The 25645-nt window shown below is 72.1% G+C and carries 23 protein-coding genes; 9 read left to right on the forward strand and 14 right to left on the reverse strand.

Going from position 1 to position 25645, the window contains the following annotated elements:
- Positions 1-3: 3 nt before the first annotated feature.
- From A3Q37_RS10350 to hutH, 4 genes are read right to left on the reverse strand one after another with little or no spacing between them, the layout of a single operon-like run.
- Positions 4-1119: a 3-deoxy-7-phosphoheptulonate synthase gene (locus A3Q37_RS10350; protein ID WP_065481201.1), complete on the reverse strand. Its 1116-nt coding sequence runs from the start codon at positions 1117-1119 to the stop codon at positions 4-6.
- On the reverse strand, positions 1116-2948 hold the full coding sequence (gene asnB / locus A3Q37_RS10355; protein WP_065481204.1) for an asparagine synthase (glutamine-hydrolyzing): 1833 nt from the start codon (positions 2946-2948) through the stop codon (positions 1116-1118). The genes A3Q37_RS10350 and asnB overlap by 4 nt, the downstream gene beginning before the upstream one ends.
- 16 nt (positions 2949-2964) lie before the next feature.
- Positions 2965-4416 carry a phenylacetate--CoA ligase family protein gene (locus A3Q37_RS10360; protein WP_065481206.1) on the reverse strand — a complete coding sequence of 484 codons (1452 nt, stop codon included), beginning with the start codon at positions 4414-4416 and terminating at the stop codon, positions 2965-2967.
- Complete coding sequence (gene hutH / locus A3Q37_RS10365; RefSeq protein WP_218064549.1) at positions 4400-6043, reverse strand: histidine ammonia-lyase; 1644 nt, start codon at positions 6041-6043, stop codon at positions 4400-4402. Before hutH ends, A3Q37_RS10360 begins: the two co-directional genes overlap by 17 nt.
- A gap of 437 nt (positions 6044-6480) precedes the next feature.
- Here hutH and A3Q37_RS38210 point away from each other — a divergent pair, with 437 nt between their 5' ends.
- Together A3Q37_RS38210 and A3Q37_RS10375 are read left to right on the forward strand one after the other, a co-directional pair.
- Positions 6481-7005 (forward strand): response regulator transcription factor, encoded by a 525-nt coding sequence (locus A3Q37_RS38210; RefSeq protein WP_304364737.1) that lies wholly within the window; start codon positions 6481-6483, stop codon positions 7003-7005.
- Positions 7006-7041: 36 nt separating this feature from the next.
- Complete coding sequence (locus tag A3Q37_RS10375) at positions 7042-7455, forward strand: hypothetical protein (RefSeq protein WP_065481218.1); 414 nt, start codon at positions 7042-7044, stop codon at positions 7453-7455.
- A 133-nt stretch (positions 7456-7588) separates the two neighbouring features.
- On the opposite strand, the gene A3Q37_RS10380 is transcribed toward A3Q37_RS10375, so the two are convergent.
- Positions 7589-8668 (reverse strand): GDSL-type esterase/lipase family protein, encoded by a 1080-nt coding sequence (locus A3Q37_RS10380; RefSeq protein ID WP_065481221.1) that lies wholly within the window; start codon positions 8666-8668, stop codon positions 7589-7591.
- Entirely contained in the window at positions 8665-10215 is a 1551-nt protein-coding gene (locus tag A3Q37_RS10385) for an MFS transporter (RefSeq protein ID WP_065481225.1), read from the reverse strand. Before A3Q37_RS10385 ends, A3Q37_RS10380 begins: the two co-directional genes overlap by 4 nt.
- Positions 10216-10506: 291 nt before the next feature.
- Here A3Q37_RS10385 and A3Q37_RS10390 point away from each other — a divergent pair, with 291 nt between their 5' ends.
- Positions 10507-11706, forward strand: coding sequence for an acyltransferase (locus A3Q37_RS10390; protein WP_065481228.1), 1200 nt, complete (start codon positions 10507-10509; stop codon positions 11704-11706).
- A 58-nt stretch (positions 11707-11764) separates the two neighbouring features.
- Positions 11765-12973 carry a cytochrome P450 gene (locus A3Q37_RS10395; protein WP_141693554.1) on the forward strand — a complete coding sequence of 403 codons (1209 nt, stop codon included), beginning with the start codon at positions 11765-11767 and terminating at the stop codon, positions 12971-12973.
- Between the two features lie 68 nt (positions 12974-13041).
- Here the strand turns inward: A3Q37_RS10395 and A3Q37_RS10400 are convergent, their stop codons facing one another.
- A complete protein-coding gene (locus tag A3Q37_RS10400) occupies positions 13042-13938 on the reverse strand; it encodes a class I SAM-dependent methyltransferase (RefSeq protein WP_079137731.1) in 897 nt (298 codons plus the stop codon).
- A 98-nt stretch (positions 13939-14036) separates the two neighbouring features.
- Positions 14037-14843, reverse strand: a complete 807-nt coding sequence (locus tag A3Q37_RS10405; RefSeq protein WP_065481238.1) for a cyclase family protein — start codon at positions 14841-14843, stop codon at positions 14037-14039.
- A 124-nt stretch (positions 14844-14967) separates the two neighbouring features.
- Between A3Q37_RS10405 and A3Q37_RS10410 the strand changes: the two genes are divergently transcribed.
- Complete coding sequence (locus A3Q37_RS10410; RefSeq protein ID WP_065481240.1) at positions 14968-15462, forward strand: MarR family winged helix-turn-helix transcriptional regulator; 495 nt, start codon at positions 14968-14970, stop codon at positions 15460-15462.
- Between the two features lie 34 nt (positions 15463-15496).
- On the opposite strand, the gene A3Q37_RS10415 is transcribed toward A3Q37_RS10410, so the two are convergent.
- The 3 genes from A3Q37_RS10415 to A3Q37_RS10425 form a co-directional block, all read right to left on the reverse strand.
- Positions 15497-16732, reverse strand: coding sequence for a serine hydrolase (locus A3Q37_RS10415; RefSeq protein WP_065481242.1), 1236 nt, complete (start codon positions 16730-16732; stop codon positions 15497-15499).
- 126 nt (positions 16733-16858) lie between these two features.
- The gene (locus A3Q37_RS10420) at positions 16859-17839 is read right to left on the reverse strand and encodes an LLM class F420-dependent oxidoreductase (RefSeq protein WP_065481244.1); all 981 of its coding nucleotides are present in this window, start codon (positions 17837-17839) and stop codon (positions 16859-16861) included.
- Between the two features lie 76 nt (positions 17840-17915).
- Entirely contained in the window at positions 17916-18881 is a 966-nt protein-coding gene (locus tag A3Q37_RS10425; protein ID WP_065481246.1) for a hypothetical protein, read from the reverse strand.
- 161 nt (positions 18882-19042) lie between these two features.
- Between A3Q37_RS10425 and A3Q37_RS10430 the strand changes: the two genes are divergently transcribed.
- Entirely contained in the window at positions 19043-19267 is a 225-nt protein-coding gene (locus tag A3Q37_RS10430) for a hypothetical protein (RefSeq protein WP_065481250.1), read from the forward strand.
- Positions 19268-19288: 21 nt separating this feature from the next.
- On the opposite strand, the gene A3Q37_RS10435 is transcribed toward A3Q37_RS10430, so the two are convergent.
- On the reverse strand, positions 19289-20113 hold the full coding sequence (locus A3Q37_RS10435) for a helix-turn-helix domain-containing protein (RefSeq protein WP_176711390.1): 825 nt from the start codon (positions 20111-20113) through the stop codon (positions 19289-19291).
- A 116-nt stretch (positions 20114-20229) separates the two neighbouring features.
- Here A3Q37_RS10435 and A3Q37_RS10440 point away from each other — a divergent pair, with 116 nt between their 5' ends.
- Together A3Q37_RS10440 and A3Q37_RS10445 are read left to right on the forward strand one after the other, a co-directional pair.
- Positions 20230-20664, forward strand: a complete 435-nt coding sequence (locus A3Q37_RS10440) for a hypothetical protein (protein WP_065481255.1) — start codon at positions 20230-20232, stop codon at positions 20662-20664.
- Between the two features lie 92 nt (positions 20665-20756).
- Complete coding sequence (locus A3Q37_RS10445; protein ID WP_065481257.1) at positions 20757-22283, forward strand: cryptochrome/photolyase family protein; 1527 nt, start codon at positions 20757-20759, stop codon at positions 22281-22283.
- A gap of 19 nt (positions 22284-22302) precedes the next feature.
- On the opposite strand, the gene A3Q37_RS10450 is transcribed toward A3Q37_RS10445, so the two are convergent.
- Positions 22303-23646, reverse strand: coding sequence for a PLP-dependent aminotransferase family protein (locus tag A3Q37_RS10450; protein WP_065481259.1), 1344 nt, complete (start codon positions 23644-23646; stop codon positions 22303-22305).
- A 161-nt stretch (positions 23647-23807) separates the two neighbouring features.
- On the opposite strand from A3Q37_RS10450, the gene A3Q37_RS10455 reads away from it, so the two are divergent.
- Positions 23808-24455, forward strand: coding sequence for a LysE family translocator (locus A3Q37_RS10455; RefSeq protein WP_065481262.1), 648 nt, complete (start codon positions 23808-23810; stop codon positions 24453-24455).
- A 46-nt stretch (positions 24456-24501) separates the two neighbouring features.
- On the opposite strand, the gene A3Q37_RS10460 is transcribed toward A3Q37_RS10455, so the two are convergent.
- Positions 24502-25560 carry a VWA domain-containing protein gene (locus tag A3Q37_RS10460; protein ID WP_032768702.1) on the reverse strand — a complete coding sequence of 353 codons (1059 nt, stop codon included), beginning with the start codon at positions 25558-25560 and terminating at the stop codon, positions 24502-24504.
- Positions 25561-25645 lie beyond the last annotated feature (85 nt).

The raw sequence follows: 25645 nt of genomic DNA on the forward strand, positions 1-25645 counted from the left end.
CGCTCAGGGTCCCGGGGCGCTGCTCCGGACTCCCGGCGGCTCCGGGCTCCGGGCGAACTCCGCGACCCGGAACGCCAGGTCGAGCGAGCGCTCCCGGTCCCCGGTGACGTCGTCGCCGGTCAGCTCGGTGTGGATGCCGCCCGGATGGGTGCCCAGACTCCGGTGCACCTCGAAGAAGCCCCGCACCTCGTCGAGGATGTCGTCGAAGCCCGGCGCCCCCGCATACGTCCCCGGGTCGGTCACCCAGACCGGGCGGGCCCCGGAGGCGGTCACCTTCTCCACCAGCTCGGGCAGCAGATCGCGGACCCGGTCCGCGCCCAGCCGTAACGCGAAAGTCAGCCGCCCCGGTTCGCGGTCCGGGTCCAACCGGTCGACGTAACCGAGCACTTCGTCGACCGTGGTGGCCGGGCCGAGCCGCACCGTGACCGGGTTGGCGATCCGGGCGGCGAAGCCGAGGTGCGCCTCGTCCGGAGGCCGGTCGCCGTCGCCGATCCGGACCAGATGGCCGGAGGTGGCGTACGGCGCACCGGTACGGGAGTCGGTACGGGTCAGCGCCGAGGCGTAGTCGAGGCGCTCCACCTCGTGCGCGGCGTAGAACTCGACGGACCGCAGCTCCGCCGGGTCGGTGCCGCACGCCTTCATGAAGGCCAGCGCCTTGTCGATCCCCCGGGCCACCGCCTCGTACCGCTGCCCGGCCGGGGAAGCGGTGACGAACTCCCGGTTCCAGGCGTGCACCTGGCTCAGGTCGGCCTCGCCGCCGGTGGTGAAGGCCCGCACCAGGTTCAGCGTCGAGGCGGCCGCCTGGTACGTGCGCGTCGGCAGCCCGGGGTCACCGGTGCGGGGCGCCGGGTAGTGGCCCGCGATCCGGCCCACCTTCACCACCGGCACCGAGGCCGCGTAGGTCAGGACGGCACTCATCTGGAGGAGGGTGCGCAGGGTGTCCCGGACCGCGGCGGCGGACAGCCCGGCCTGTGCCCCGGGCCGGTCCCCGGCCTGGAGGAGCAGGGCCTCACCGCGCGCCACGGCGGCGAGCCGGTCGCGCAGCTGGTCGACCTCGCCCGCGAAGACGAGCGGCGGGGCCTGGGCGAGGGCGTCACCGCTGGTGTCCGGGGGGCTCACAGCACGACCCGTACGTCGTAGGCGGTCAGCCAGTCGTCGAGCTGGAGCGCGCGCGGCAGGATCGGCGGCGGGGTGAAGGTGCCGTTCACCCAGGCCTGGTCGCGGACCATGGCGCGCAGGGTGCCGGCGTCCAGCAGCCGCATCGCGGGCCCGTCGGACTCGATCATGTCGGAGACCGCCGTACGTACGGACTCCAGGTACTCGGGGCTCTGGCCGACGGGGAAGCCGCTCTTGGGCCGGTGGACGACCTCGGCGGGCAGGGCGTCCTCGACCGCCGCGCGCAGCAGCCCCTTCTCGCTGCCCCCGAGGCGCTTGAGCCGCCACGGCACGTTCCATACGTACTCCACCAGGCGGTGGTCGCAGAACGGGACCCGCACCTCCAGGCCGTTGGCCATGCTCATCCGGTCCTTCCGGTCGAGGAGGAACGGCAGGAAGCGGGTGTGCTGGAGGTAGTAGACCTCGCGCATCCGCCGGTCGACGCCGGTCTCCCCGTCCAGGTACGGGACTTCGTCCAGGGCTTCCCGGTAGCGGGCGTCGAGACGTTCGTGCAGGTCGAGATGGCCGCGCAGTTCGGGCGAGAGGACGGCGTTGCGGTCCTTGACCCCGGCGGACCAGGGGAATGAGCCGCTGGGGCGCTCCGCCTCGCTCGCGAACCACGGGTAGCCGCCGAAGGCGTCGTCGGCGCCCTCGCCGGACAGGGCGACGGTGAGGTGCCGGCGGACCTCGCGGAAGAGGAGGTAGAGGGAGACGTCGAGGTCGCCGACGCCGGGGTAGTCGCGGGCGCGCAGGGTGACGCCCGACTCCGCGAGCAGCGAAGCGGGTTCGACGAGGACCTCGCTGTGCTTGGTGCCGACGTGGTCGACGACGGCCCGGACGTAGGGCGCGTCGCGGGAGACGTGCAGGGCGTCCGCCCGGAAGTCGTCCTCGCCGCCCGCGAAGTCGACGGAGTAGGTGGCGAGGGGTCCCCCGCCGTCGGCGGCCAGGGCTGCCGCGCCGATCGCGGTGATGGCGCTGGAGTCGATGCCGCCGGAGAGCAGTGCGCCGAGCGGCACGTCGGCGACGGTCTGTTCGCCGACGATCCGGTCCAGCAGCGAGCGGACGGTGGCGACGGTGGTGGCCTCGTCGTCCTCGTGCGGGGCGGTGGTGAGCTGCCAGTAGCGGCGGGCCGTGGTGGAGCCCCGGCGGACGGTGAGGAGATGGCCGGGGAGCAGTTGGCGCACCCCGCGGTAGACGGCGTCGCCGGGGCGCTTGGCGGCGACGGTGAAGACGTCGACGAGACCCTCGGCGTCGACCTCGGGGCGGATCAGTCCGGAGGCGAACAGGGCCTTGGGTTCGGAGCCGAAGACCAGGCCGGAGGGGTGTTCGGCGTAGTAGAGGGGTTTCACGCCGAGCGGGTCGCGGCCGAGGTACAGGGTCTGCTCGGCGATGTCCCACAGGGCGTACGCGAACATCCCGGCGAACCGCTCGATCGCCTTCGGGCCCCATTCCCGGTGGGCGGCGAGCAGGACCTCGGTGTCGGACGCGGTACGGAAGCGGTGTCCGTGGGCGGTGAGTTCGGCGCGCAGTTCGCGGTAGTTGTGGATCTCGCCGCTGAAGGAGACGACGGCGTGTTCGCGGCCGTCGTCGCCGCCGCGCTCGGTCATGGGCTGGCGGCCGAGTTCCGGGTCGATGACGGCGAGGCGGCGGTGTCCGAGGCCGATGCGTGTCGCCGTCCAGACGCCGGAGTCGTCGGGGCCGCGGAGCGCGAGGGTGTCCGCCATGCGGCGGACGGCCTCGCCCTCGCGGGTCAGGTCGCGTTCCCAGTCGAGCCACCCTGCTATGCCACACATGGTCGTCCCTCTCTCGTCAGCCGCGGGTGGTGGAGGCGTACTCGGCGAGCGTGGTCTCGACGACGCCCCGGATGGGGGCGGGCAGCCGGTCCCAGTTGCGTTCGTCGTTGAGGTCGAGGACCCGGGAGAGCTTCCAGCCGAGGTACTGGCCGAGCGAGGCGAGCGGCGGGAGCTTCTCGACGGGGCGCAGGGCGAGTTCGAAGCCGGGGAAGAGTCCGGCGAGCCGTCTCGCGGTGGCCTCGCTCCAGGCGGCGTGGGCCGGGCCCGTGGTGGTGGCCAGGCACAGGATCGTCCGGTCCTGGACGACGAGCATGTAGTTGAGGACCTGGACGCCGGATCCCGGGTCCTCGGCGGGGAGTTCGGCCCAGAGGGCGGACTCGACGTCGTTCTGCCGGATGCCGTTGCCCTCCAGGGTGATGAGGTCCTGGGAGCGGCCGAGGGTGCGCAGCAGCGGGGTCGCGACTCCGCAGGGGCAGTCGGTCCCGGTGATCTCGACGAGGTCGCCGGTGCGGTAGCGCAGCAGGGGGCGGGCAAGGATGTCGAGGGTGGTGACGACGAGTTCGCCCCGGTCGGGGGTGCCGTCGACCCTGCGCGGTCCCCGCTCGGGGCCGTCGAGTTCGAGGACGTAACTCTGCGTCTGGAGGTGCAGGTTGCGGTGTTCGCAGGTGACGGCGGTGGTACCGGTCTCGGACGAGCCGTAGGCGGCGACGTAGGCGCGGGCCCCGGTGAGGCGTTCCAGGTGGCGGACGAAGGCGGGTCCGGTCTGCTCGGCCATCAGGAACAGCTTGTCGAAGGCGGGCACGGGCTCGTCGTTGCGGTAGGCGAACTGGATCATCTCCAGCAGCCGGGAGGGCGGTCCGACGAAGACGTTGACGCCGAGTTCGCGGGTGAGGCGCAGAACACGGGTGTAGTCGCCGGTGATGTTGTCGACCCAGGGGCGCAGCGAGAGGACCTGGAGGTATTCGAGGACCTTCTCGAACTGGTACGCGGCCGGGGCGAAGGGTGCGTTGATGAGGATGAGGGCACGGTCGGCCGGGGAGAGGATGCGGGCCCAGAGTTCGCCGATGTTGATGGTGTTGGCGACGAGGTCGTCCAGGGCCTTGGGGGCGGCGACCGGGTTTCCGGTGGTGCCGGATGACTCGTAGTAGTGCAGGAACTCCGAGAGGCCCCGGGTGAAGGCGCGGTGTCCGCCCTCGCTCAGCGCCTTCTTGGGCAGGAAGGGGAGCTTGCCCAGGAGGGTGTCGATGGCCCGCTCCGGCGCGGTGCCGGCCGCGTCGGCGACCAGTGCCGCGTCCAGGGTGGTGTCGTAGAGCCCCGACCCGGCGGCGGCCTCCAGCGTGGCGGTGAACTTCCGCCCCAGATGGGCCCGGTCGGGGTGGCCCGCGTGGCTGTCGCGGACGAGCGCGGTGTGGTCGCGGACGGTGTCGGCGATCTCCCGGGTGGTCGTGGTGTCACGAAGCAGCAGCATGGGGTTCCCTCTCGTCAGCGGCGCCGGCCGCGCGGGCCAGGCTTCCGTCGGTTATGAGGCGGGCGACGGCCGCGATGTCCTGGTCCATCCGGCGGTCGCGGTCGGCGTAGGGAGCGTGGGCGCGGATCAGGGCGTGCACGGCGCGGGTGCGGGGCGCCGCCCGGTCGAGGCCGCGCAGGTCGAGGGCCTGGGCGGCGGCGAGCAGGGCGATGGCGGCGACCTGGCCGGTCAGTTCGTTGACCGTGCGGGCGTCGCGGGCGGCGGTGGTGGCCATGCTGACCTTGTCCTGGTTGTGCGCCTCGGTGGACCGGGAGAAGACGGTGGCGGGCAGGGCCGTCTTCAGGGCCTCCGCGGTGACGGCGGACGCGGCGATCTGCATGCCCTTGAATCCGTGGTGCAGCCCGGCCTCCGACTCGAGTTCGGGCGGTACGAGGTTGGCGGGCAGGCCGCCGCTGAACTTCGGGTCGATGATCAGGGCGAGCTGCCGGTCGAGCAGGTCGGCGATGTTGGCGGTGGCGGTCTTGAGGCTGTCCATCGCCTGGCCGACATGGCCCGCGTAGAAATTCCCGCCGTGGTGCGGGCGTTCCTCGTCGACGGAGAAGAGCGGGTTGTCCGTGGAGGCGTTGACCTCGGTGGTCAGCCAGGGCTCCACCCAGGACAGGGTGTCGCGGAGTACGCCGATCACCTGGGGTGCGCAGCGCACCGAGTAGTGGTCCTGGATCCGGACCTCCAGCTCCCGGAAGTCGCGGCCCTCCAGGCTCCCGGCCTCGGCGATGATCTCCTCGTACGTGGTGGAGAGCCGCGACCCGGCAAGGAGCCGGCGCAGATGAGCCGCCGAGGCGACCTGTCCGGGGTGGGGCTTGGCCCGGTGCAGGAACTCCGCGAAGTGCGAGGCGTTGCCGAGGAGCGCCTCGCTGACGAAGGCCGTGACGATCTCGGCGGCGGTGGCGATACCGGCCGCGTCGTGGGCGGCCAGCACGGCGAACGCGGTCGTGAACGAGGTGCCGTTGATGAGGGCCAGGCCCTCCTTGGCCTCCAGCGCCACCGGTTCGATGCCTGCCTCGCGCTGGGCCTCGGCGACCGGCAGGACGTGCTTGCCGACCTGGGCGTCCCCGTCGCCCAGGAGCGTGGCGGCGACGTAGCAGAGGGGGACGAGATCGCCGCTGGCGCCGAGGGAGCCGCGCTCGGGGACGAGCGGGAGGATGTCGGCGTTGAGGTGGGCCAGGAGGCGGTCGACGACCAGGGGGCGGATGCCGGAGTTGCCGAGGGCCAGGCAGTTGGCGCGGATGAGGAGGGTCGCGCGGACGACGTCGGCCGGCGCGTTCGGGCCCACCCCGTTGAGGTGGTAGCGGATCAGGTTGTGCTGGAGCTGTGCGGCGCGCTCGGGGCTGATCTGGTTCGTGACGCTGTCGCCGAACCCCGTGGTGACGCCGTAGATCGGTCTGCGCTCCGCCATCAGCCGGTCGCGCAGCCCGACGCTGGCCTCGGCGGCCCGGGCGGCGGCCGGGTCCAGCACGGCGGCGACCGGTGGCCGCGCCTCGTCGGGGCGGGCGAGGCGCACGATGTCGCGGAGGGTCAGGGAGTCGCCGTCCAGTGCGATACGGGCAGGGTCGGTCCAGTCGTTCACCTTCACAACTCCAGGGGTGCCGGGGGGATTTTTTCGATGGCGCTCCAATACTTCGCCAGAGGAGTGCCGAATTTCTTCTGCCGACAGACCGGGTGGACCCTGGTCCGGAGACCGGGTAGCGGCCCGGACCAACGACGTGGCCCGCCGCATTTGTCACCGCACTGTGAACAGGGTTACAAATACATTTCGCCGCCGGAACCTTTGGAGTTCCGATTGTTCGGGTCCTATTCTCGCCACTGGCACGGTTCAGGTCTTCCACCACCCGGAGGTTGTCCATGTCTTCCACCGGTCCGGCCCCGCGGCCCGACGGGACCGTGCGGGTTCTCCTGGCCCCCGGTCACAGCTCGCTGTTCACGGCCGGGATCGCCTCCGCCCTCGGCCGCACTCCGGGCATCCGGTTACTGCCGGCCGGTCAGGCGTTGCGGGAGGAGCCGGACGTGGTGCTGGTGGAGGACGCGCCCGGGGTCCCGGCCGACGAGGTGATCGGCCGTCTGCCGGCGCCGGTGACGGCCGGGTCGCCGGGCGCCCGGCGGCCCCGGATCATCGTGATGGTGCGGGACGACCGGGTCGAGCGGATCCTCGGCTATCTCCGGGCGGACGTACGGGGGTTCGTCTGTCATGACGCCCCGCTCGGTGAGCTGGTGACCGCGGTGCGGGTGGTTTTCCGGAATGAGGCATTCCTGCCCTATGGGATTGCCGCCCGGGTGATCGAGGGAATTCTCCCGCATCTGCCGCGCCCCGATCCCGAACCGTTGCCGAGCGTGTCCGAACTCACTCCGCGTGAGCGGGAGATATTTACACTCATGGCGTCGGGAATTTCGAATGCTGAGATTGCCGACGTCTGCTCACTGAGTCAGAAGACCGTAAAATTCCATGTGTCCAACATTCTGCGAAAACTCGGAATGAAGAACCGCATCCAGGCGGTGGTCCGTACGCGCGGAGTCCCCTGCGTCTCAGCCTGACCGGACCTGCCCCCACCCGAACCGAAGGGCTTCGCCTTGTCCGCACCCGCCGTTCCGCCCGCCGCCGAGGACACCGAGGGGGCCCGCGCGGCCCTCGACGCGTTCCTGGCCGCCCTCAACAGCCGTTCCGTCCCCGACTGGACGCGGACGCTGCACTTCCCTCATCTGCGCGTCCATGACGGTGCGGTGACCGTCTGGGAGACGCCCGAGATCTACATCGAGAGCGCGACGCCGGAGGTGGCGCAGCTGGTGGCCACCGGCTGGGACCACAGCGGCTGGGAGAAAGTCGAGCTGATCCAGACCTCGGCCGGCCAGGTCCACGCCCAGGTCCGGTTCGCCCGCTACGACGCGGAGGGCCGCCCGCTCGGGTCGTTCGAGTCGGTGTATGTGCTCACCCGGCAGGAGGGCCGGTGGGGGGTGCTGGCGCGGATCGGCTTCACGGCCGCCTGACGGCCGGTCGGGTCGCAGACGAGAGGCCGCCTCCGGTACGTAGCCGGGGGCGGCCTCTGGTGTGTGCGGTACGAAGTCGGGGGCGGCCTCTGCGCTGGGTGCGGGCGGGCGGGGCCTGGGCGGCGGGCGGCGCTCAGCCAGGGGTGTCCCCCTCGGACGCGGGTACGGCTTCGGGGCCCGGCGGGATGCTCGCCAGCTCCGTCCCGATCCGGTCCGCGAGGACGTGCTCGCCCTCGGCCGTGGGGTGGAGGCCGTCGGCGTACAGCTCCCCGGCTTCGGCGACGGGGGCGACGGTGAGCCCGTCCAGCAGATGGAGGTGGCGGTCGCCCAGCCGTTGCAGCACCCGGACCGCCTCCGCGGTGAGGGACCGGGCGCCCTCCAGGGTCAACCCGGTGCTGTTCACGGCCCGTTCACGATCGGGCGAGGAGAGCGGGGTGAGCACCACGACCGGGGTGTCCGGATGGCCGTCGCGGACAGTGTCCAGGAACCCGCAGACGGCCGGTCCCCAGCTGCGGGCGGTGAACGCGCCCCGGATGTAGGCGTTGATGCCGAGTTCCAGGGCGATCAGGTCGGCCGGGGTGTCCCGGATCGCGCGGGCCACCACCGGGTCCAGATACGCCTCCCCCGCGAACCCGAGGTTGCGCAGCCGCCAGCCGTGCTCCGCCGCGACCAGGGCGGGCCAGGTCTCCGAGGGCCCCGCGGCGTACATGCAGTGGGTCAGCGAGCTGCCGTGGACCAGCAGTCGGCGGCCCGTACGCTCCGCCGCGAGCAGCTGGCGGTGGCCGCGCAGGGTCACCGCCCCGATCCGGGTGACGGCGAGGTGCGGGAGCCAGACCTCGACGTCGGCGGGGGTGCCGTCGGTGACGGGCAGTGGAAAGGCGACCCGGTGGCGGCCGGGGCCGCCGGTCCAGCGGTGGGCCAGGATGCCGTCGACCCGGATGTCCAGGGGCGAGCCGCCGGGGTCGAGATCCACCTCCAGCTCCAGGGCCGCGGCGTCCGTGCGGACCGCGAAGCGGACCCCGGCGGTGGTGCGGGCCAGCCGGGAGAAGTTGGCCGACATGGCGGTGGCGAGCCGGTCCACCGGCATCCGCAGCGGCAGCCGGGCGCCGCTGCCCCGGTCCCAGCCGGCGATCCCGTCGAAGGAGAGCCGCGGATCCCCGGGGACGAGCCGCTCCACGGCGGCGCCCTGGGCGCGGGCGGTGCCGGTGGTCATGCGCCCTCACGCTCCAGGACGGCGGGATCGGAGCCGTCGGAAGCGGCGGCCGGGCCGTCGGCGGTTCCTTTACGGGCGTCCGCCGCGCCGGGGGCCACCTTCCGGGTATCCGCCGCGCCGGGGCCACCCTTCGGTCCGTCCGCCGCGCCGGTGGTTCCCTTCGGTCCGTCCGCCGCATCGGCGGTGTCCGGACCGTCGACAGCGCCGTCCGGCCCCGGCGTGCGGGCCGGTCCGAGCCCCAGTGCGGCGGCCAGCGCGCCGGCCAGCGAGAAGAGGCCCACGGCCAGGAACGCCCGGTGGTAGGAGGCGAGTTGGCCCTCATCGCCGCCGGTGGCGAGGACCGCGGCGGCCACCGCGACCCCGAGCCCGCCGCCCAGTTGCAGGGCGGACTGGATGAGGGAGGTGGCCAGCCCCTGCTGCTCGTCGGCGACCCCGCTGACGCCCGCGACGTTGAAGCTCGGGAAGCTGAGCCCATTGCCGATGCCGTGCAGGATCAGGGCGGGCAGCAGGACGGTGACGTAGTCGCTGCTCTCGTCGGCGCGCAGGAAGAGCAGGATGCCCAGGCCCTGGAGCAGCAGCCCGGTCACGGCGGGGACGCGCAGCCCGAAGCGGTTGATGACGCGCGGGGTGACGTTGACGGTGACGAGGATCGCCGCGGCCATCGGGACGATCGCGGCGCCCGCGCCCAGGGCGCTGTAGTCCAGCACCTGCTGGAGGTAGAGGAGGGCGACGAACTGCCAGCCGATCGTCGCGCAGGCCCAGGTGAGCCCGACGACGTTGGCGGTGGACAGGGTGCGCGAGCGGAAGATGGAGAGCTGGACGAGCGGTTCGGCCCGGCGGTTCTGGATGATGACGAAGGCGGCGAGCAGGGCGACGGACGCCACCAGCGAGAGCACGGTGGTCGCCGAGCCCCAGCCCACTTCGGGGGCCCGGGTCAGGGCGAAGACCAGCAGTAGCACGCCACCGGTCGCGGTCACGGCGCCGAAGGCGTCGAAGCCGGGGCGCTCGCCGGGGCGCACCGGGTCGGGCGAGACCGCGTAGCGGACGGCGGCCAGGACCAGGGCGGCGATGACGAACGGCACGAAGAAGGTGAGCCGCCAGTTGAGTTCGGTGAGCACCCCGGAGAGCACGAGCCCGGCCGCGTAACCGCTGGCCCCGGTGAGGGAGAAGATGCCCACCGCGCGGTTGCGCTCCGGGCCCTCCTTGAAGGTGGTCATGATGATCGAGAGCGCGGCCGGGGCGATGAACGCCGCCGCGACGCCCTTGATCACCCGGCTGATGATCAGCAGGGTGCCGTCCGAGACGAAGCCGCCCGCAAGGCTCGCCACGGCGAAGACCGCGGTGCCCCAGAAGAACATCCGCCGTCGGCCGAAGAGGTCGGCGGCGCGCCCGCCCAGCAGCAGGAACCCTCCGTACGCGACCGCGTAGCCGGAGATGATCCATTGCAGCTCTTCGGCGCTCAGCCCCAGATCGTCCTTGAGCTCGGGCAGGGCGACGCCCATCAGCGAGACGTCCATGGAGTCCAGGAACAGCTGCGCACAGAGCACGAGGAGGGCGATTCCTTTGCGACCGCCCAGTGTTCCCGCCGTGCGCGAGGTCGCCTGTGGGTCCGACATCGTTTGCCGCCATTCGATCCGGCAGACAACAGTCTGCTAGCCAACGATTTCCGATGAACGTAGCAGCGAAATCGTCTTGCAGCAAACAATCTTGATGGAGAGTGAGAGTCAGAATGGGGCGCCCGAGAGGGTTCGACCCTTGTGGGCCGAACGCGGCCGACCCTATGATTCGATAGTTGACGAACTATAAAAGTTCTCGGTGTCTCATCCCCGGAGCACGTCATGCCCACGGATCCATCCCGGTCCGCGCACCGGTCACGCCTCCCCTCCCTCACCGGACTGCGCTTCGTCGCCGTCCTCTTCGTCTTCGCGTTCCACGCCTCCCTCCAAGCCCCCTTCGCCGACACACGACTCGCCTCGGCGTACGCGGAACTCACGGCGAACGCGGGCTGGCTGGGCGTCAGCTTCTTCTTCGTGCTCAGCGGCTTCGTCCTGACCTGGTCGGCCCGCCCCGACGACACGGCCCGCCGCTTCTGGCGCCGCCGCGCGGCCAAGGTCTACCCCCTGCACATCGTGACCTGGGGGGCCGCGCTGGCCCTGCTCGCCTCGGCCGGCACGCCCGCCGGAGTGCGCCAGGCGGTCCCCAACCTCTTCCTCGTCCAGACCTGGGTGCCCGACCGGGACGTCTTCTCCAACCTCAACGACGTCAGCTGGTCGCTCTCCGCCGAGGTCTTCTTCTATCTCGCCTTCCCGCTGCTGATCCTCGCCGTCCGCCGGATCGCACCCGAGCGGCTGTGGCTGTGGGCCGTCGCGTCGGCCGCGGCCGTCCCTCTTCTGCCACTGCTCTCCGAACTGCTGCCGCCGGGCGACCCGTTGCCGTTCGGGTCGGGCTCCGAAGAGCAGTTCTGGTTCACCTACGTCCTGCCCGTCGGGCGGACCCTGGAGTTCGTCCTCGGCATCCTGCTGGCCCGGATGGTGCTGACGGGCCGGCGCATCCCGGTCAACGTGCCTGTCGCGGTGGCCCTGTTGGCGATCGGTTACGCGATATCACTGCGCCTGCCCTTCCTTTACGGCCTCACCAGCGCGACGGTCGTGCCGATCGGACTGTTGATCGTCGCGGTCGCCCGGCGGGACGTCGCCGGGCGCGGCTCCGTCCTCTCCGGGCCCGTCCTCGTACGGCTCGGCGAGTGGTCGTTCGCCTTCTACCTCACCCACCGTCTGCTGCTCCAGCACGGTCACCGGCTGCTCGGCGAGGGCCGCACCTTCTCCACCCCGGCGGCCCTCGCCCTGCTCGTCGCCGCGTTCGCCCTGTCGCTGGCGATCTCCTGGCTGCTGCACATCGCCGTCGAGCGGCCCGCGATGAAGTACCTCGGCCGCTCGCGCCGCGACACCCCGGCCCCGCCGCCCGCACCGCCGACGGCCCCCGAACCCACCGGCGTGGCCCCCGCCCTGCCCGGGACCGGCGGTGGCGCACCCGCCTGAGGACGCCGACGTCCCCCGGCCCCACCGGTACCGCCCCCTCACCAGAGAGGCACATCCGATGACCGAGAAGCCCCTGACGCTTCCTCAGTATCCGTTCCCCGTCCGTCTGTTCGCCGAGCCTCCGGAGGCGTACGCGGAACTGCGCGCCAAGTGCCCCGTCACCCAGGTGCAGTTGCCGAGCGGTGACACCGCCCACATGGTGACCGGTTACGACGAGGTCATCGCCGCGATGGCCGACCGCAGGCTGTCCCGGGCGGCGTTGCGCGAGCCCGGGGCCGTCCGCACGGTCAAGGGCGAGGACTTCTCCGACAACCCCTACAACCTCCTCAACCAGGAGGGCGAGGACCACCACCGGCTGCGCCGGCTCATCGCCCCCGCGTTCACCCCGCGCAAGGCGGAGAAGTGGCGGGCCCGGGTGGAGGAGATCGCCCACGAGCTGATCGACCGGCTGGAGGCGGGGCCGCGTCCGGCCGACCTGCACCACGACTTCGCGGCCGTCCTGCCCGTCTGGGTGATCTCGGAGATGGTCGGCGCCCCGGTGGAGGACCGCGAACGGCTCCAGGAGTGGACGGACCGCCTCGTCAGCATCACCGCCCACACCCCGGAGGAACGGCTCGCCGCCCGCTCCGAATCCGCCCAGTACGTCGCCGGACTCATCGCCCGCCGCCGGGAGGCCCCCAGCGACGACCTGCTCAGCGCCCTGATCACCGCCCGCGACGACAACGACCGGCTGGACGAGCGGGAGTTGGTCTGGCTCGGGATCAATCTGCTGGTCGCCGGGCACGACACCACGGTCAGCGCCATCGTCCGCGCGCTGTACCAGCTGCTGCGCCACCCCGACCAGTGGAAGCTGCTCACCGAGAACCCGGACCTGGTGCCCGGCGCCACCGAGGAACTCCTGCGCTACGCACCGCCCTCCGAGATCGGCTTCATGCGGATCGCCACCGAGGACGTGGAGCTGGCAGGCACCACCATCAAGGCCGGCGAGGGGGTCATCCCGGTGATGCACGCGGCGGGCCGTGACACCCGGCACGTCTCGCGCCCCGAGGAGCTGGACATCACCCGCGACGACGCGGTGCACGCCGCGTTCGGCCACGGGACGCACTACTGCCCCGGCGTCGGCGTGGCCCGGATGGAACTCCAGGTCGCGTTCGGGGTGCTGGCGCGGCGGCTGCCCACGCTGCGGCTCGCGGTGCCGGCCGAGGACGTCGAGTGGCTGGGCGGACTGCTGACCCTGCGGCCGAAGAAGCTTCCCGTGGAGTGGTGAGCGGGGCCCGTACATGAAGGAGCGCCGGACGATCCTGTCCGGCGCTCCTTCGTGTGGTGGCGGGCCGGTCAGGTGCCGGACTCCTTGACACCCCAGGCGGTGAAGACCGCGAGGGAGAGGTCCTGGAAGGACGGATCGTCCAGTTCGGCGTAGGCGGCCGCGAACTCCTCGTCGGTGGCCAGCCCTTCGGCCACGACCGCCTCCCGGGTCTGCTCCAGGGTCAGCTGCCACCAGCGGGCCTCGTCGTCGCCGCCGCGGATCCGCTGGAAGCGCGCGTCGTAACCGATGTGACCGAGGCCCTTGCCCTCGAACGGCACGGGGAACGTACGGGCCCACTCGGTGTCCGTGCCCACGGCGCTCTCCAGGTGGGTCCGGAAGGCGCGCATCACCTTGCGGTAGGCCGGGTGCGGCGAGTCCTTGATCGGGAAGAAGGCGGGCTCCTCCAGGACCAGGATCCCGCCGGGGGCCAGCCACTCGACGAGCCGGGCCAGCGCCTTCTCCGGGTCGGGCAGATGGATCACGACGTAACGGGCGTGGATGAAGTCGAACGAGCCGGGCGGGAAGTCCTCGGTGTAGACGTCGTGGCGCAGCACCCGGACGCCCTCGTCGGCCAGTTCGTCCAGGAAGGTGGTGTCCAGGTCGGTGACGGTGACCTCGGCGCCCCGGCCGGCCAGCCAGCGGGCGACGGATCCGCCCCCGCCGCCGACCTCCAGGACCCGGTGTCCGGTGGTAAGACCGAGGGCCTCGAAGCGGGCCCGGGTGTGGTGGTCGAGGACCGACTCCAGCAGGGTCAGCCGCTCGCGTTCGGTGGCGACGGCGTGGCTGAAGACGCCGTCGCGGTAGCGCTCCTGGTTCCACTCCCAGCGCTCGCCGGAGGCGGCGGGTGCCTCTTCGGCCGAGGTCGAGGTCGGGGTCGGGGTCTGGGTCGGGGCCTGGGTCGTCTCGGGGGCGGGTGAGCTGCTCATGTCCGGGTCTCCTCGGTTGCGGTGCGCGGGACGGGGTGGCGGCGGTGCGCGGTGCGGACGGGCGGGCGGGCGGTACGGCGGCAGGACGGGCAGGCGGGTTACAGGAAGGCCAGCACCCGGGCCGGGCCGCCCGTGCCGCCCGCGTGGCGGGGTGCGCCGACGACGGCGACCGCACCGACGTCGGGGACGGTGTCCAGGCCCGCGAGGCATTCGACGCCGTACCGGCCCGCGGGCAGGATCACCCGGTGGGTGTACGGGTCGGCGGGGCGGGATCCGGGGTCCAGGCTCGGCGAGTCGGTGCCGACGCCGACGACGGAGCGCTCCTCGACGAGGAAGGCGGCGGCCTCCACCGATATGCCGGGGAAGCGGTAGAGCCCGTCCTTCTCGTCGAAGTTGAGGAACGCGCCGGGGGTGTTGATGCGGGCCGCCCAGCCGTTGTCGACGGCGAGCAGGGCGCGGTCCGGGATCCGGCCGTGGCTGCTCTCCCAGCGCAGCAGGTCGTCCACGGTCAGTTCGGTGACGTGGTCGCGCGCGGCGCGGTCCCCGATCCGGACGACGGCGAGCGGGGCGACCAGGGAGTCCGCCGGGATCCGCTCGACGGACAGCCCGTCGTCGTCGAAGTGGAGCGGGGCGTCGATGTGGGTGCCGATGTGCTCGTTGTACGTCAGTTCCAGCGCGTTGTACTCGTGCTCGGCGAGGTTGGCGAGCCGCCGGATCTCCATGGGCTTGACGTAGAGGTCGAAGACCGGCCAGTCGGGGCCGACGACATGGGTGAGGTCACGGACGGATCCGGTCGGCAGGGTGACGCGCGGGGCGGGCCGCTCCGCCGGTGCGGCGGGGTCCTGGGAGCCGGACTTCCCCGACTCCGGGGGCACGGAGGCGGCGATGGTCTGGGGGTTGCACACGGGGCACCTTCCGATCCGTCGGCTCACGGGAGCCGGCGCTAGACTGGGGAGCGAAGACGTTCTGGGGATGGATAATCTCGACACACCGGATGGCCCGCCGTCCCGGACCGCAGGAGGAGCAGTCATGACCGCCACGCAGCCTTCCCGCCTCACCTCGCCGAGCCGGGAACAGGACGGCGGGACGCGCGACCGCTATTTCTCCAAGCTGGCCCAGGAGCGCCCCGACATCGCGATGTGCCGGGCGACGACGCTGGTGGCACGCACGATCGACGAGGAGCTGTCCGGGCACCGGCTGACCGTGGCCCAGCATCTGGTGCTGAAGATGCTGGACGACGTGGGCCCCTGTTCGCAGCAGGAGCTGAGCGAGCAGTTGCGGATCGACCGCAGCGTGATGGTCGGCTGTATCGACGGCCTGGAGGACTCCGGTCTCGTACGGCGTGAGCGTCATCCCCGGGACCGCCGGGCCTACGCGGTGACGCTGACCCCGGAGGCGGGACCGGCGCTGGCGGAGGCGGAGGGCGGGGTGCCGCGGCTGCTGGACCGGGCGTTCGGTGCGCTGACGGCGGCCGAGCGGCGGACGCTGGCCCGGCTGGTGGGCAAGATCCTTGAGGTGAACTGAGGGACCCTTGGGGTGAACCGAGGCCCGCACGGGCTCAGTCGACGACGGCCTGGTTGACCAGCTGCCGCAGCCGCCCGTGCAGGGGGTGGGCGCTGGAGGGCATGAGCTGGGTGAAGAAGAGGGCGGTCAGCCGCTCCTTCGGGTCGACCCAGAAGATGGTTCCGGCCGCGCTGTGCCAGCCGTACTCCCTCGGGCTCGCCACCACCCCCGCCCGCGCCGGGTCCTCGACGACGGCGAAGCCGAGCCCGAAGCCGACGCCCGAGGTGGGCATCTCGGAGAAGACGGGGCGGCCGACGCCGTGCAGATCGGCCGCGCCCGGCAGATGGTTGCGGAGCATGTGCCGCAGGGTGCGGGGGCCGAGGATGCGCTGCCCCTCGTGGACGCCCTCGCCGAGCAGCATCTGCGTGAAGCGGTGGTAGTCGGCCAGGGTGGTGACCAGGCCCGCGCTGCCGGAGAGTGCGGCGGGCCGGTGCAGGGCTCCGGCGCCGAGGCCGTCGTTGCGGGTGGCGCGGCCGGTCGCCGGGTCGGCGGTGTAGAAGGCGGCGAGCCGGTCGGCCTTCTCGGGCGGGACGGAGAAGGCGGTGTCCTCCATGCCGAGCGGTTCCAGGATCCGGCTCGCGAAGAACGCGTCGAGGCCCTCGCCCGACGCGACCTCCACGACCCGGCCGAGGACATCGCTGGAGACGCCGTAGTTCCAGGCGGTGCCGGGCTCGAAGAGCAGCGGGAAGGACGCCCATTGCTCGCAGCAGGCGGCGAGGTCGAGACCGGGCGGGGTGGCCCACTCGTAGCCGTTCTTGGTGTAGATCTCGTCGACGGGGTGGGCGCGGTGGAAGCCGTAGGTGAGCCCGGAGGTGTGGCTGAGCAGGTGCCGCACCCGGATCGGCTCGCTGACGGGTGCGGTGACCGGCCGGTCGACGGGCCCGCGCTGATAGACGCGTACGTCGGCGAAGGCGGGGATGTAGTGGGAGACCGGGTCCTGGAGGCCGATCACCCCCTCCTCGACCAGGATCATGGCGGCGACGGAGGTCACCGGTTTGGTCATCGACCAGGCCCGGTAGAGCGTGTCGCCCGCCGACGGGAGGTCGTTCTCGCGGTCGCGCGAACCGTACGAGGACAGATGGGCGACCTTGCCGTCGCGGGTGACGGCGAGCTGCCAGCCCGGGAGCCGCCCGTCGTCCACATAGGCGGAGAGATAGGCGTCGATGCGGCGGAGCCGGTCGGGGCTCAGTCCGACCTCCGCCGGATCGACCTCGGTCTTGATACGGGACACTGCGCCTCCTGGATAGGCGTGCGAGCAGCCAGAACAGCTCGGGTTTATTTGATAGTTCGCGATCCATAGAACTATAGAAGCAACTCCCGTACGCAACAAGGGAGTCGTCGAGCGCTGAGACGCGCCTCAGCCGGCCGGGGCGAGCGCCCGCAGCGCGGCGAGCGTCCCGTCGGGGCCCGCACCGAACTCGGGCGCGGGAAGCACCGCGAGCAGCGGCGTCGTCACGCCCGCCGCGACATAGGCGGCCACTCTCTCCCGGCACTCCTCCGGCTTCCCGTGCACCAGGAGGGCGTCCACCAGCGCGTCGGGCAGCGCATCGCCCGCGCCGCGCGGATCCCCCGCGGCCCAGGCCCGGCGGGAGGCGGCCAGCTCGTCGTCGCGGCCCAGCCAGGAGTGGAAGGCGGAGTACGTACGGGCGTTGAGGATGGGGCCGAGCAGGGCCCGGCCGCGCGCCCGGGCGTGGGCGAGGTCGCCGGTCGGACAGACGAAGAGCCGGGCGACGACCTCCTTACCCTCCCCCTCCGGGCCCATCGCCTCCTTGACCGGCCGCAGGTCCTCCAGGGCAAGGAAGTTGGTGACCAGGCCGTCCGCCTCGCGCGCGGCGAGCCGCAGCATCTGCGGGCGCAACGCGCCGACCAGCACGGGCGGCACCGGGTCCGGGTGAAGAGCGGGGCGGTAGTCCTCGATGGTGAACGAGTCGAAGACCCCGCGCACCGAGCAGCCGGAGAGCGCCGCCTTGAGGAAGCGGACGGTGTCGCGGACGTGCCGGTAGGGGCGTTCGAAGGGGATGCCGTTGATCCGGGTGACGAACGGGGGTCCCGACGAGCCGACCCCCACGGCGACCCGGCCCGGGGCGGCCTCGGCGAGCGTCGCGACCGTCATGGCGAGCAGCGCGGGCCCCCGGGTCTGGACGGGCACCACGGCGGTGCCCACGCGCAGCGACGGGGCCCAGGCGGCGGCGAGGGCCAGCGGGGTGAACCCGTCGTATCCCGCCGCCTCGCCCGACCAGGCGTCGGTGTACCCGAGGTCGGGCAGTTCCTCGATGATCCGCCGATGGGCGGACAGCGGTACGGAGTTGAGCGGGATGGTCACACCGTGGCGCTGCATCGCGACCCCTCACGAACGGTTCGAACGTTCTACGTTCGTCGAATTATTGAGGGGTGCGCGGAGCGTGTCAACGCGCTCAGTGGCCGTGGTCGGCGGACTCCCCGTCCTGGGGCGCGGACTTCTCGGGAGCCGCACCCCCGGCGTACACGGTGAAGGCGGCCGTACGGACCTTCCCCTCGTGCCGGAAGTCGAGGAAGAGGCGGTAGGCACCCTTGCTCGGGGCCGTCGCGGTGAAGGAGACCTCGGGACCGGATTTCGTACGCCCGTCGCCCGGTTCGCCGTTCGGGTGGACGTGGAGGTACGCCAGGTCTCCGGCGCGCAGCGCGACGAGGTGGCCGTACGCGCCGAGGTAGGGCTGGAGGTCGGTGACCGGCTTGCCGTCCTTCTCGACCTCCAGCTTCAGTTCGCTGCCCGCTCCGGGGCTCAGCGCCCCGTCGAGCGTGACCTCGTAACCGTCGACGGTCACCGTCCGCTCGGGCTTCGGCAGCGGCTCGGGGCGCGCATCGCCGGAGACGGCGAGGTCCGCACCCAGGGTGACGCCCTCTGCGTTCTTCTCGTCGGGGGTGAAGTCGGCGAAGACCCGGTAGCCGCCGGCCTCGGGAAGCTCGACGGGGGTGGACCAGGTGCCGTCGGCGGCCCGCTCGGGGTGCAGGTGGCGGTAGGTCGTGAGGTCGCTCGACGCCACGATCAGGTGCAGCTCCTTGTCGTGCTCGCGGCGGAACGCGGTCACGTTGCGGGAGGTGCCCTCGTCGACGACGGCGAAGCGCAGCTCGGCTGGCTCGCCCGCCTCGATGCGCGGGGTGTCGAGGTCGAGGGTGAACCCTCCCTGCGAGACCTGGAGGCCGCCGGGAAGCTCGGGCACCTCCCCCGCACTCTTCTCGGCCGCCGGACTCTCCTTCTCACCGTGCCCCTCCGGGCTCTCCTGGTGGGACGGCTCCTTCGGCGCGGCCACGGGATCCAGCGCACCACCCAGCGCGTACGCCGACCCGAAGGTCGCCGCGAGCCCCGCGGCGAAGGCCGTGATCTTGAGACCGGTCTGCATGACCCACTCCCTCGTCGAGGCCGCCGGAGCGCGACCACTCACCACCCACGATACCCCCTAGGGGTATGAAGTCAACCGGGAGGTGATCTTGCGGGGCGGTACGGGGGACACGGAGAATGGAGCCCGGCGGACCGGGCGCGGCCCGGGGAAACGGGGATTTCATGGGGACGTTCGTCGTACTGCTGGCAGGGATCGGCGCGGTGTGCGCGTGGTGTGTGGTGGTGCTGGTCCGGCGCGGGCGTCGCGGGGCCACCGAGAACGCGGACGGGCTGCTGATCGAGCAGGCGGCCCGGCTGCGGGCCCAGCAGTCACGGAGCGCGGGGCGGGATTTCCGGGCCCACCCCCACGGAGGGCCGGACTCCGGCTCGGGGCGGCACCGCCACTGACCAGCGGCCCGGCCGACCCGGCTACCGCACCCCGCCGCCCCCGCCGCCCATCGCCGCCAGGGCGCGCAGCAGGGTGTCGGTCTGTTCGTCCATCGGGAAGAACGACTCCACCGCGAGTTCCGAGAGGGTCACGTCGGCGGGGGCCCCGAAGGTGGCGATGGTGCTGAAGAACGCCATGTCGCCGAGGGGCGTACGGATACGCAGCGGGACGACGATGCCGGTCGGGTCCACCGGTCCGGGGTCGGTGTCGAGGTCCGCCGGGGCCGGGTAGCCGGAGACCTCCTCGTACAGCTCCCGCAGGTCGTCGTGGCCGGTGGTGTCGACCTGGTGCCGCAGCCGACCCAGCGCGTGGGCACGGACCTGGGCGAAGTTCAGGCACTGCGAGGCGAGCCCGTCCGGGTGGAGGATCAGCCGCATCACGTTGCCGCCCGACTCCGTCAGATGCGGCGGCACGGTGCCGAGGAGCAGGGACATCGCGTCGTTGCGGTCGACGATGTTCCAGATCCGGTCGATCGCGGCGGCCGGGTACGGCTCGTGTCCGGCGAGCATCCCCCGGATCGCCGAGCGGACCATGGCCATCCGGTCGCTGTCGAGCGGTGACTCCCGGTAGGCGGGGGCGTAACCGGCGGCCAGCAACAGGCCGTTGCGGTCCCGCAGCGGGATGTCCAGGTGCTCGGCGAGCCGGAGCACCAGCTCGCGGCTCGGCCGGGCTCGGCCCGTCTCCACACAGGAGAGATGGCGGGTCGAGGAGTCCGCCCGCAGGGCCAGGTCGAGCTGGCTGAGCTTGCGGCGGCGACGCCACGACCGGAGCAACGGGCCTATCCGGGGCGGCTCTTGGGTCTCCATGACCTCACCGTATCCGTGGATCACCCGCCGGGGCGTTCTTGACCTGGGAGGTCATGGAGTCCCGGCCCTCGCGCGTGACACGGTGGCGTCGACCCGCCGCACGAAGGAGATCCGCGATGACGTACACCCTCGCCCCGACCGCAGCGACGGCCCCAGCCCGGGACACCGCGCGCTTCCTCCGGCTGGTGCTGCGCGTGGACAGCGTGAGCACCGCCGTGATGGGCCTCGTGCTCGTCGCGGCCGCCGCGCCGCTCGGCTCGCTGACCGGGATGCCGGTGGCCTTCGCCGTCGCGTTCGGGATCTTCCAGCTCGGCGGAGCGGGCTGCCTCGCCCTGATCGCGGGCTATCCGGTGATCCCGCCCGCCCTGGCCAGGACCGTCGTCGCGGTCAACGCCGTGTGTGCGGTCGGGTGCGTGGTGATCGCCTTCGCCGGCTTCGTACCGCTCAACGCGGCGGGGGTGGTGTTCCTGCTGATCGGCGCGCTGATCGTGACGGTCTACACCGCGCTCCAGTACACGGGGCTGCGGCGGATGACGGCGGCGACGGCCTGAGCGGGCGGCGTGGCGTCGCCGGAGCCGGCCTCGCCCTCCCTAGCGTGACGGAACAGGGGCGGGACCTCCGACCGGCAGGACAGACGCACCTCATGGCACCACGCACCCACTGGCTCTTCGGGGACCAGCTCGGCCCCCACTTCCTGGACCCGCGCCACGGCGGCCCGGACGCCCGCGCCCCCGTCCTGATGATCGAGGCCCGGTCCGTCCTGCGCCGGCGCCGCTTCCACCGGGCCAAGGCCCACCTCGTCCTCTCCGCGATGCGGCACCGGGCGGCCGAACTGGGCGACCGGGTCCGCTACATCCAGGCCCTGACCTACACCGAAGGGCTGGCGGAGGCGGGCTTCGGCGGCGGGGGAGGCGGGAGCCGCCGTCTGACGGTCTGCCACCCGACCTCCCGTGCCGCGCTGGACTTCGTGAGCGCCCGGGACGGCATCGACGTGCTGCCGGCCCGGGGATTCCTGCTGGGGCGGGAGGAGTTCGGGGCGTGGGCCGAGGAGCACGGGGGCGACCGGCTGCGGATGGAGGGCTTCTACCGGTGGGTGCGCCGGGAGCACGACCTCCTCATGGACGGCGACGGGCCGGCCGGCGGAACGTGGAACCTCGACCACGACAACCGCGAGCCGCCGCCCCGGGGCGCGAAGACCCTGGACGTCCCCGCGCCCTACCGCCCGAACGAGGACGAGATCGACGACGAGGTGCGCCACGACCTCGACCGCTGGGAGCGGAACGGCGAGGTCACGTTCGTCGGCCGCGACGGCCCCCGCCGCTTCCCCGTGACCCGGCGGGAGGCGCTGGCCGCGCTCCGGCGCTTCGTCGCCCACCGGCTCGGCGACTTCGGCCGCTACGAGGACGCGATGCTCGCGGCCGACCCCGTGATGAGCCACAGCCTGCTGTCCGTCCCCCTCAACCTGGGGCTCCTGGACCCCGCCGAGTGCGTGGAGCGGGCCGAGCAGGCGTGGCGCGCGGGCGAGGCGCCGCTCAACAGCGTCGAGGGATTCGTACGGCAGATCGCCGGCTGGCGGGAGTACGTGTGGCAGCTGTACTGGCACTTCGGCGAGGAGTACCGGCACCGCAACGCCCTGCGCCACCGGGCTCCGCTGCCCGACTGGTTCCTCGATCTGGACGCCGACGCGGTCACCGCGAACTGCCTGTCCACCGCGCTGGCCCAGGTCCGCGACACCGGCTGGACGCACCACATCCCGCGGCTGATGGTGCTGGGCAGCCGGGCCCTCCAGGACGGCTGGGACCCGGCCGCCGTGACCGACTGGTTCCACCGGTGCTTCGTCGACGGCTACGACTGGGTGATGCTGCCCAACGTCGTCGGCATGTCGCAGTACGCCGACGGCGGCCGGATGACGACCAAGCCGTACACCTCCGGCGGCGCCTACCTCAACAGGATGAGCGACCTGTGCGGGCCCTGCGCCTACCGCCCCGCCGACCGCACCGGCGAGCACGCCTGCCCGTACACGGCGGGCTACTGGGCCTTCCTGCACCGCCACCGGACCACCCTGAGCGCCAACCACCGGATGGCCAGGGCGGTCAAGGGCCTGGACCGGCTCAAGGACCTCGACGGGCTCCTGGCGGAGGTCGCGGAGCGCGGCGACCTGGCCCCCTGACACCGGGGAGGGCCGGTCCTCAGTCCCCGGCGAAGTCGTCCGGCGCTGACCGGGCGAGACCGGCGAGGGTCGCGAGGGTCCGGGAGAGCACCTCCCTGGTGGGGGACGCCAGGCCGAGGCGGACCGCGTGCGGGCCACGGGGGCGGCCGGCGGAGAACGCCGCGGCCGGGGTCACCGCGACGCCGTGCCGCGCGGCGGCGGCGACGAAGGTGTCGGAGCGCCAGGGGGCGGGCAGCTCCCACCAGAGGTGGTACGAGGACGGGTCGCTGCGGGTGCGGAAGTCACTGAGATGGCGGTGCGCGATCTCCTGCCGCACCGCGGCCTCCCGCTGTTTCGCCCGTACGAGCGTGGCGACGACCCCGTCCTCCTGCCACCGCACCATCGCCTCCAGCGGGAACCGCATGGGTGTCCACCCGCCGGAGCGCACGGCCGCCGTGACCCGGCCCTCCAGCGCGGCGGGGGCCACGGCGAACCCGAGGGAGAGTCCCGGGGAGAGCCGTTTGGAGAGGCTGTCGACGAGGACGGTGTGCTCGGGGGCCCGCGAGGCGAGGGACGGCAGATCGTCCCGGAGGAAGGCCCAGACGGCGTCCTCGATCGCGTGGATCCCGGACGTCAGCAGCACATCGGCCAGCTGGTCGAGCCGCCGCGCGGGCATGGTGAGCGACAGCGGGTTGTGGAGGACCGGCTGTACGTAGACGGCGTGCAGCGGTTCGGTGCGGTGCGCCTCCTCCACCGCCTCCGGGATCAGCCCGTCCCCGTCCATGGCCAGCGGTACGAGGGTGACGCCGAGCCGGGCGGCGACGGCCTTCAGCACCGGATAGGTGAACTCCTCCACGCCCAGCCGGGCCCCCGGCCGGGTCAGCGCGGCGACGGCGGCGGAGATGGCCTGCCGCCCGTTCCCGGCGAACAGGACACGCTCCGGACCGGGCCGCCCTCCGCCCCGTACGAGGAGATCGGCGGCCGCCGCGCGGGCGGCGGGCGTACCGGCGGGCCCGACCGGGCGGAGCACCGACTCCAGGTCGTCGGAGCGCACCAGCTTCTCCAGACCGGCGGCGAGTAGCCCGGCCTGTTCGGGGACGACGGGGTGGTTGAGCTCCAGGTCGACGCGTTGGGCGGCGGGCTCGGAGAGGGCCGGGGCGGGGACGGGAGCACCGGGCGCGGCCGCGACGAACGTGCCGCGCCCCACCTGGCCAACGGTGAGGCCCCGGCGGGCGAGCTCCTGGTAGACGCGGACGGCGGTGGAATTGGCGATCGCGTGGCGCCGGGCGAACTCCCGCTGCGGAGGCAGGCGTTCCCCCGGTCCGAGCCGCCCGGACGCGATCTCCTCCGCCACGGCGTCCGCGACGGACCGGAAGTCCTTCACGGACTCACCTCCCCTCGCCTGATGACCGGGACCGCATCGAAACACAACATTGCACCGAGTGCAATGTCCGCTATTGAACCGACCCAAAAGGCGAACCTAGACTCCGATTGCACCGAGCAATGCGGCGGGAGCCGGGCAAATGAACAGGGCGGCGGACAAGCATGGTTGAGCTGAGCGGAGTGCTGGGCGTCGCGATGATCGCCCTGGGCATGGTGCTCACCCCGGGGCCGAACATGATCTATCTGGTCTCCCGGAGCATCACCCAGGGGCGACGCGCGGGGGTGGTCTCCCTCGGCGGGGTGGCCGTGGGCTTCCTCGTCTATCTGGTGGCCACGAATCTCGGCCTGTCGGTGGTCTTCCTCGCGGTGCCCGAGCTGTACGTGGCGGTGAAACTGGCCGGGGCCGGCTATCTGGCCTACCTCGCCTGGTCCGCCCTGCGGCCCGGCGGTATCTCCGTCTTCGCGCCCAAGGAGATGCCGCACGACTCCGCGCGCAGGCTGTTCACGATGGGGCTGATGACGAATCTGCTCAACCCGAAGATCGCCATCATGTATCTCTCCCTCATCCCGCAGTTCATCAGCCTGGAGGCCGGAAACGTCCTCCTCCAGGGCTTCGTGCTGGGCTCGGTCCAGATCGCGGTGGCCCTCACCGTCAACCTGGGCATCGTCCTCGCGGCCGGGGCGATCGCCGTCTTTCTCGCCCGGCGCCCTTCCTGGCTCCGTGCCCAGCGCTATCTGATGGGCACGGCTCTGGGCCTGCTGGCCGTCTCGGTGGCCATGGACTCCTCGGCTCCGGCGGCCTCGGGCTGAACGGCCGCCCGGGACCGGAGCACCGCAGGGCCGGGGGCATCGTGGCTCAGAGCATGATCAGCAGACGCGTATCGGCCTTGAGCTTCCTGTTGACCGAGCGGCTCTGGACGTACACCTCCAGCTTGGGGTTGTTGCCCGCCTTCACCGAGACGGTCCCGCGGACCCCGGCGCCGAACAGGAGGTTGCGCGCCGCCTCGCCCGTGTAGGCGCGGTCGGTGGCCTTCTCGACGACGATGACCTCCTTGTCCGGCTGCACCTGGACGCGGGAGCCCAACTGGTAGTAGCAGGAGCCGCGTTCGTACGTGACACCCGGGTGCGAGTCGACGAAGGCGCGGATCTCCATCTCCTTGTCGACCTTCAGCAGCCGGTACTTGTCGGCCGCGACCGGTTCGAGGGTGGCCCGCACATCGTCCACGGATATGTCCTGGCCGACGGCGAACAGATTCTTCGTGCCGCGCACGCCCTGCTCGCGGCCCCGCAGGAAGCTGGTGGCGGCGGCGCGCACGGTGCCGATCGCGTCCTCGACGCCCTTCTGGGAGTCCGCGTCCCAGATCGCGATGTTGCCCGCCGGGAAGCCGTAGTTCTGGGCGGTGCGCTTGGCCAGGGAGTTCGGCACGAGGATCGCGGAGGTCCAGTGCCCCGGAAGCCCGTTCATCTTCGCGGTGATCCGGTCGAGCCAGGGGCCGAGGATCGTCATGTCGCCGTCGTGCCGCCGGTCGCCGCCGGAGGCGTTCTCCTCGCCGTCCGTCACGACGATCTGGAGGAAGCTGTGCTCGCCGTACTCCTCCCAGATGTGCCCCAGGTCGTCCAGGGACTTCAGCGACGCTTCGATCAGGGCCGTCGCGCCGTTGTTGACCTTGTACAGCCCGCGCATCGACGGGAGGTGCTTCACATCCATGTCCCAGACCAGGTTCTCCACCCGGTGGTCGAAGGAGTAGAGGCTGATCCGGGTCTCATGGCCGAGGCTGTCCGACTCGGCCTTCAGCCCCGCCACGAACTCGTCGACGACGCGGATCAGCTGGCCCTGGTGCTGGTACATCGAACCGGAGGCGTCCACGACCAGAGCGACGTGATTCACCTTGTGCTGGATCCTGTTGGCGGACATGGCTGTTGACCCCTTCTCCGGTCTTCCCCGAACCCCCCGGCGCGTTTCCCCGAGCGATGTCTTCGACTGTAGGGGGAGGCACTGA

The organism is Streptomyces sp. PTY087I2 (assembly GCF_001687325.1).
Taxonomy (GTDB): domain Bacteria; phylum Actinomycetota; class Actinomycetes; order Streptomycetales; family Streptomycetaceae; genus Streptomyces.

Coding starts and splice junctions, on each gene's coding strand:
- A3Q37_RS10390 (WP_065481228.1), top strand. CDS start 10,507: ATGCCCACGGATCCATCCCGGTCCGCGCACCGGTCACGCCTCCCCTCC.
- A3Q37_RS10455 (WP_065481262.1), top strand. CDS start 23,808: ATGGTTGAGCTGAGCGGAGTGCTGGGCGTCGCGATGATCGCCCTGGGC.
- A3Q37_RS10440 (WP_065481255.1), top strand. CDS start 20,230: ATGACGTACACCCTCGCCCCGACCGCAGCGACGGCCCCAGCCCGGGAC.
- A3Q37_RS10410 (WP_065481240.1), top strand. CDS start 14,968: ATGACCGCCACGCAGCCTTCCCGCCTCACCTCGCCGAGCCGGGAACAG.
- A3Q37_RS10360 (WP_065481206.1), bottom strand. CDS start 4,416: ATGCTGCTGCTTCGTGACACCACGACCACCCGGGAGATCGCCGACACC.
- A3Q37_RS10435 (WP_176711390.1), bottom strand. CDS start 20,113: ATGGAGACCCAAGAGCCGCCCCGGATAGGCCCGTTGCTCCGGTCGTGG.
- A3Q37_RS10420 (WP_065481244.1), bottom strand. CDS start 17,839: ATGCAGCGCCACGGTGTGACCATCCCGCTCAACTCCGTACCGCTGTCC.
- A3Q37_RS10460 (WP_032768702.1), bottom strand. CDS start 25,560: ATGTCCGCCAACAGGATCCAGCACAAGGTGAATCACGTCGCTCTGGTC.
- A3Q37_RS10395 (WP_141693554.1), top strand. CDS start 11,765: ATGACCGAGAAGCCCCTGACGCTTCCTCAGTATCCGTTCCCCGTCCGT.
- A3Q37_RS10425 (WP_065481246.1), bottom strand. CDS start 18,881: ATGCAGACCGGTCTCAAGATCACGGCCTTCGCCGCGGGGCTCGCGGCG.
- A3Q37_RS10445 (WP_065481257.1), top strand. CDS start 20,757: ATGGCACCACGCACCCACTGGCTCTTCGGGGACCAGCTCGGCCCCCAC.
- asnB (WP_065481204.1), bottom strand. CDS start 2,948: ATGTGTGGCATAGCAGGGTGGCTCGACTGGGAACGCGACCTGACCCGC.
- A3Q37_RS10430 (WP_065481250.1), top strand. CDS start 19,043: ATGGGGACGTTCGTCGTACTGCTGGCAGGGATCGGCGCGGTGTGCGCG.
- A3Q37_RS10380 (WP_065481221.1), bottom strand. CDS start 8,668: ATGACCACCGGCACCGCCCGCGCCCAGGGCGCCGCCGTGGAGCGGCTC.
- A3Q37_RS10400 (WP_079137731.1), bottom strand. CDS start 13,938: ATGAGCAGCTCACCCGCCCCCGAGACGACCCAGGCCCCGACCCAGACC.